This is a genomic window from Pseudotamlana agarivorans (assembly GCF_018860245.1).
Lineage (GTDB): Bacteria > Bacteroidota > Bacteroidia > Flavobacteriales > Flavobacteriaceae > Pseudotamlana > Pseudotamlana agarivorans_A.
The window spans coordinates 1-5,987 of record NZ_JAHKPD010000019.1 but is presented as its reverse complement, the minus strand read 5'-3'; the positions used below and the strand labels follow the sequence as shown (position 1 = coordinate 5,987).

Below are 5,987 nucleotides of genomic sequence, written 5' to 3'. Positions count from 1 at the left end.
GTTATTAGTTGTTTGTTCTTAATTATTAGTAACTCTCAACTTATAGCTTAATGCCTAAGGCTTACAGCCTAAAGCCTACTACCAAAAACACAAAATAAAAAATCCTCAACAATTTTCATGTTGAGGATTCAAAAAAGGCAACGACCTACTCTCCCACTAATGTAGTACCATCGGCGCTAATGGGCTTAACTTCTCTGTTCGGAAAGGTAAGAGGTGAGCCCCATCGCTATAACCACCTTAAGTTGTTGGTTGTTTGTTTTTGGTTTGTAGTTGTTGGTAATCCAACTAATAACTATCAACTAAAAACTATCAACCGCGCTTTTTGCGCTAATATTTTAACATATTGAAATAAGATATTGACATAATAATAACCTATTGAACTTTATAAAAAAACAGGCGTACAATAAGCCTATGGGTTATTAGTACTACTCGGCTATGACATTACTGCCTTTACACCTATAGCCTATCAACGTGGTAATCTCCCACGACCCTTTAAAGAAATCTCATCTTGTGGTGGGTTTCGCGCTTATATGCTTTCAGCGCTTATCCCTTCCCAACGTAGCTACTCAGCAATGCTCCTGGCGGAACAACTGATACACCAGAGGTTAGTCCAACTCGGTCCTCTCGTACTAGAGTCAGATCCACTCAAATTTCTAACGCCCACTGTAGATAGAGACCGAACTGTCTCACGACGTTCTGAACCCAGCTCGCGTGCCACTTTAATGGGCGAACAGCCCAACCCTTGGGACCTTCTCCAGCCCCAGGATGTGACGAGCCGACATCGAGGTGCCAAACCCCCCCGTCGATATGAGCTCTTGGGGGAGATCAGCCTGTTATCCCCGGCGTACCTTTTATCCTTTGAGCGATGGCCCTTCCATGCGGAACCACCGGATCACTATGCTCTACTTTCGTACCTGATCGACTTGTAGGTCTCTCAGTCAAGCTCCCTTATGCCATTGCACTCTACACACGATTACCAACCGTATTGAGGGAACCTTTAGAAGCCTCCGTTACTCTTTTGGAGGCGACCACCCCAGTCAAACTACCCACCAAGCACTGTCCCTTCTAATGAAGGTTAGACTCTAGATAAGCAAAGGGTGGTATTTCAACAATGACTCCACAACGCCTAGCGACGCCACTTCAAAGTCTCCCACCTATCCTACACATTACTTATCCAAAACCAATACTAAGCTATAGTAAAGGTGCACGGGGTCTTTTCGTCCCACAGCGGGTAATCGGCATCTTCACCGATACTACAATTTCACCGAGCTCATGGCTGAGACAGTGTCCAGATCGTTGCACCATTCGTGCAGGTCGGAACTTACCCGACAAGGAATTTCGCTACCTTAGGACCGTTATAGTTACGGCCGCCGTTTACTGGGGCTTCATTTGAGATCTTCGCCGAAGCTAAACCCTCCACTTAACCTTCCAGCACCGGGCAGGTGTCAGGCCATATACGTCATCTTTCAATTTAGCATAGCCCTGTGTTTTTGATAAACAGTCGCCTGGACCTTTTCACTGCGGCCACCCCGAAGGGTGGCGACTCTTCTCCCGAAGTTACGAGTCTATTTTGCCTAATTCCTTAGCCATGAATCTCTCGAGCACCTTAGAATTCTCATCCCAACTACCTGTGTCGGTTTAGGGTACGGGCTGCTTCACTCGCTTTTCTTGGAAGTCGCTTCTCTGGATTATCACCTTGACCGAAGTCTCAGTGTACTATCGCGGTATTACTACTCGCTTCAACGAACTATTCCGTCAGTTCGCACCAAATATACGCCTCCGTCACTTTTAGTGTGAGCAGGTACTGGAATATTAACCAGTTGTCCATCCACTACCCCTTTCGGGTTCGCGTTAGGTCCCGACTAACCCTCAGCTGATTAGCATAGCTGAGGAAACCTTAGTCTTTCGGTGTGCGGGTTTCTCGCCCGCATTATCGTTACTTATGCCTACATTTTCTTTTGTAGCTTCTCCAGCATGCCTCACAGCACACCTTCGACGACACTACAATGCTCCCCTACCACTTTTACAAGTCCATAGCTTCGGTAGTATGTTTATGCCCGATTATTATCCATGCCGAACCGCTCGACTAGTGAGCTGTTACGCACTCTTTAAATGAATGGCTGCTTCCAAGCCAACATCCTAGCTGTCAAAGCAGTTCAACCGCGTTATTTCAACTTAACATACATTTGGGGACCTTAGCTGATGGTCTGGGTTCTTTCCCTCTCGGACATGGACCTTAGCACCCATGCCCTCACTGCTGATCATATTTTATAGCATTCGGAGTTTGTCAGGAATTGGTAGGCGGTGAAGCCCCCGCATCCAATCAGTAGCTCTACCTCTATAAAACTAATATCAACGCTGCACCTAAATGCATTTCGGGGAGTACGAGCTATTTCCGAGTTTGATTGGCCTTTCACCCCTACCCACAGGTCATCCGAAGACTTTTCAACGTCAACCGGTTCGGTCCTCCACTGTATGTTACTACAGCTTCAACCTGCCCATGGGTAGATCACACGGTTTCGCGTCTACCACTACTAACTAAAACGCCCTATTCAGACTCGCTTTCGCTACGGATCCGGTACTGAATACCTTAACCTTGCTAGCAACGGTAACTCGTAGGCTCATTATGCAAAAGGCACGCCGTCACAGATCAAGTCTGCTCCGACCGCTTGTAAGCGTATGGTTTCAGGTTCTATTTCACTCCCTTATTCAGGGTTCTTTTCACCTTTCCCTCACGGTACTAGTTCACTATCGGTCTCTCAGGAGTATTTAGCCTTATCGGATGGTCCCGACTGTTTCATACAGGATTACTCGTGTCCCGCACTACTCAGGATACCACTATATCCACAATCTTTACTTATACCGGGCTATCACCGTCTATGGCCTGTCTTTCCAAACAGTTCTAATTCATCATGCTTCTAATGTCGTGGTCCTACAACCCCAGCATTGCCGTAACAATACTGGTTTGGGCTAATCCGCGTTCGCTCGCCACTACTAACGGAATCACTTTTGTTTTCTTCTCCTCCGGGTACTTAGATGTTTCAGTTCTCCGGGTTTGCTTGCCTTACGGCATACTATATCTTCAATATAGTGGGTTGCCCCATTCGGATATCTGCGGATCAATTCATGTGTGCTGATCCCCGCAGCTTTTCGCAGCTTATCACGTCCTTCATCGCCTCTGAGAGCCTAGGCATTCCCCATACGCCCTTATTTAGCTTATTGTACTTTTTGCTTTTTTAATGAGTTATAATTTAGTTGCTGGTTATTGGTTTTTGGTTATTAGTAAATAAATACTAAAAATCGCATTCCAATACCTAAAACTAAACCTATGATTAATTAGATATCGCTCGTGGTGATTCTAATTAATCCAAATTATTATTACTTAAATAAAATCTAGTTTTACCTAGTTTATTTTCATGTATCTTGTTTCAATATGTCAATGAACGTTTATAAGCTATATGCTTTTGGCTTTATGCCCTAAGCTTTGGCTTACTGCTTTTAGCATAATGCTTAAAGCTTTTGTGGAGAATATCGGAGTCGAACCGATGACCTCCTGCGTGCAAGGCAGGCGCTCTAGCCAGCTGAGCTAATCCCCCATTTTAAATCCTATCTATTAGAATTCTTCATGTGAATTTAGAATTCTCAGTTCTAGAATTTCCTTTATTTAGTAGTTAGTAGTCTCAGGCAGACTCGAACTGCCGACCTCTACATTATCAGTGTAGCGCTCTAACCAGCTGAGCTATGAGACTCTACTAAATTGGTTATTGGTTAATGGTTATTCGTTACTTGAATAATTACCTCTAAAAGGCAACTAATAACTAACAACTAGTAACTAATAACTAGTGTTTTAAATTAACAGCAATGAGAATAAACTATCTTTTCATAATAGTTATAATACTTTATTAGTCGTCTTTCTCTAGAAAGGAGGTGTTCCAGCCGCACCTTCCGGTACGGCTACCTTGTTACGACTTAGCCCTAGTTACCGATTTTACCCTAGGCCGCTCCTTACGGTGACGGACTTCAGGCACTCCCAGCTTCCATGGCTTGACGGGCGGTGTGTACAAGGCCCGGGAACGTATTCACCGCATCATGGCTGATATGCGATTACTAGCGATTCCAGCTTCACGGAGTCGAGTTGCAGACTCCGATCCGAACTGTGATAGGGTTTGAAGATTCGCTCCTGGTCGCCCAGTGGCTGCTCTCTGTCCCTACCATTGTAGCACGTGTGTAGCCCAGGACGTAAGGGCCGTGATGATTTGACGTCATCCCCACCTTCCTCACAGTTTGCACTGGCAGTCTTGTTAGAGTTCCCGACATCACTCGCTGGCAACTAACAACAGGGGTTGCGCTCGTTATAGGACTTAACCTGACACCTCACGGCACGAGCTGACGACAACCATGCAGCACCTTGTAAGTAGTCCGAAGAAATAGCTATCTCTAACTAATGCAACTTACATTTAAGCCCTGGTAAGGTTCCTCGCGTATCATCGAATTAAACCACATGCTCCACCGCTTGTGCGGGCCCCCGTCAATTCCTTTGAGTTTCATTCTTGCGAACGTACTCCCCAGGTGGGATACTTATCACTTTCGCTTAGCCACTCAGATAAATCCGAACAGCTAGTATCCATCGTTTACGGCGTAGACTACCGGGGTATCTAATCCCGTTCGCTACCTACGCTTTCGTCCATCAGTGTCAATACATTATTAGTGATCTGCCTTCGCAATTGGTATTCTATGTAATATCTATGCATTTCACCGCTACACTACATATTCTAACCACTTCATAATGATTCAAGATAACCAGTATCAAGGGCAATTTTACAGTTGAGCTGCAAACTTTCACCCCTGACTTAATCATCCACCTACGGACCCTTTAAACCCAATGATTCCGGATAACGCTTGGATCCTCCGTATTACCGCGGCTGCTGGCACGGAGTTAGCCGATCCTTATTCTTACAGTACCGTCAGAGCTCTACACGTAGAGCGGTTTCTTCCTGTATAAAAGCAGTTTACAACCCATAGGGCAGTCATCCTGCACGCGGCATGGCTGGATCAGAGTTGCCTCCATTGTCCAATATTCCTCACTGCTGCCTCCCGTAGGAGTCTGGTCCGTGTCTCAGTACCAGTGTGGGGGATCCCCCTCTCAGGGCCCCTACCTATCGTTGCCTTGGTATGCCGTTACCATACCAACTAGCTAATAGGACGCATAGTCATCTTCTGCCGTAACCTTTAATCATAAAATCCATGCAGATATATGATACTATACGGCATTAATCCAAATTTCTCTGGGCTATTCCGTAGCAAAAGGTAGATTCTATACGCGTTACGCACCCGTGCGCCGGTCGTCATCTGGTTGCAAGCAACCAATGTTACCCCTCGACTTGCATGTGTTAGGCCTGCCGCTAGCGTTCATCCTGAGCCAGGATCAAACTCTTCATCGTTAATTTTTGTGTGTTACTCCTAATAAATTAAGGCAACAACTTTTAACAACTAATAAGAATTTCTAGTACTCAAAATGGTCTATTCTCTTTGTTAAATTAAATCGTTTCCAATTTAATTTTTACGCTGTCAATTCAATATGTGTATGAACTTTATTTCTTTTTCTTTAGCTCGTTTCCTTGCTAAGCGGGTGCAAATGTAAAACCCTTTTTGTTAACTCACAATGTTTTTTTGATATTTTTTAAAAGTTTTTTTCAAACCTTAATCTCAATCTCAAAACGCTTTATGAACTTAATTTCGCCTTAACAACTGTGTTGTTTTTAGCGGCTGCAAACATACAACCTTTATTTAATATCACAATGCTTTTTTTGATTATTTTTTTAAAGTTTTTTAACCCTAATTTAATACCTAAAAACTGTTAATGAACTACCGCTACAACGGCTATGCCTTTGTTAGCGGGGTGCAAATATACAACTGTTTATATCTATCCAACAAACTTTTTATGGGCTTTTTTTAATTATTTTTTATCAAGTGTTTTAATACCCACT

General features: G+C 44.1%; 2 tRNA genes and 3 rRNA genes. All 5 read right to left on the bottom strand.

Annotated elements, in window-relative coordinates:
- Window positions 1-132 precede the first annotated feature (132 nt).
- Window positions 133-240, bottom strand: a 5S ribosomal RNA gene (gene rrf / locus KO493_RS13555).
- A gap of 159 nt (window positions 241-399) precedes the next feature.
- A 23S ribosomal RNA gene (locus KO493_RS13550) occupies window positions 400-3,222 on the bottom strand.
- 300 nt (window positions 3,223-3,522) lie between these two features.
- A tRNA-Ala gene (locus tag KO493_RS13545) sits at window positions 3,523-3,596 on the bottom strand.
- A gap of 79 nt (window positions 3,597-3,675) precedes the next feature.
- Window positions 3,676-3,749 (bottom strand) — tRNA-Ile (locus KO493_RS13540).
- 171 nt (window positions 3,750-3,920) lie between these two features.
- Window positions 3,921-5,441 (bottom strand): 16S ribosomal RNA (locus KO493_RS13535).
- The 16S, 23S and 5S rRNA genes sit together here with 2 tRNA genes alongside, the layout of an rRNA operon.
- Window positions 5,442-5,987 lie beyond the last annotated feature (546 nt).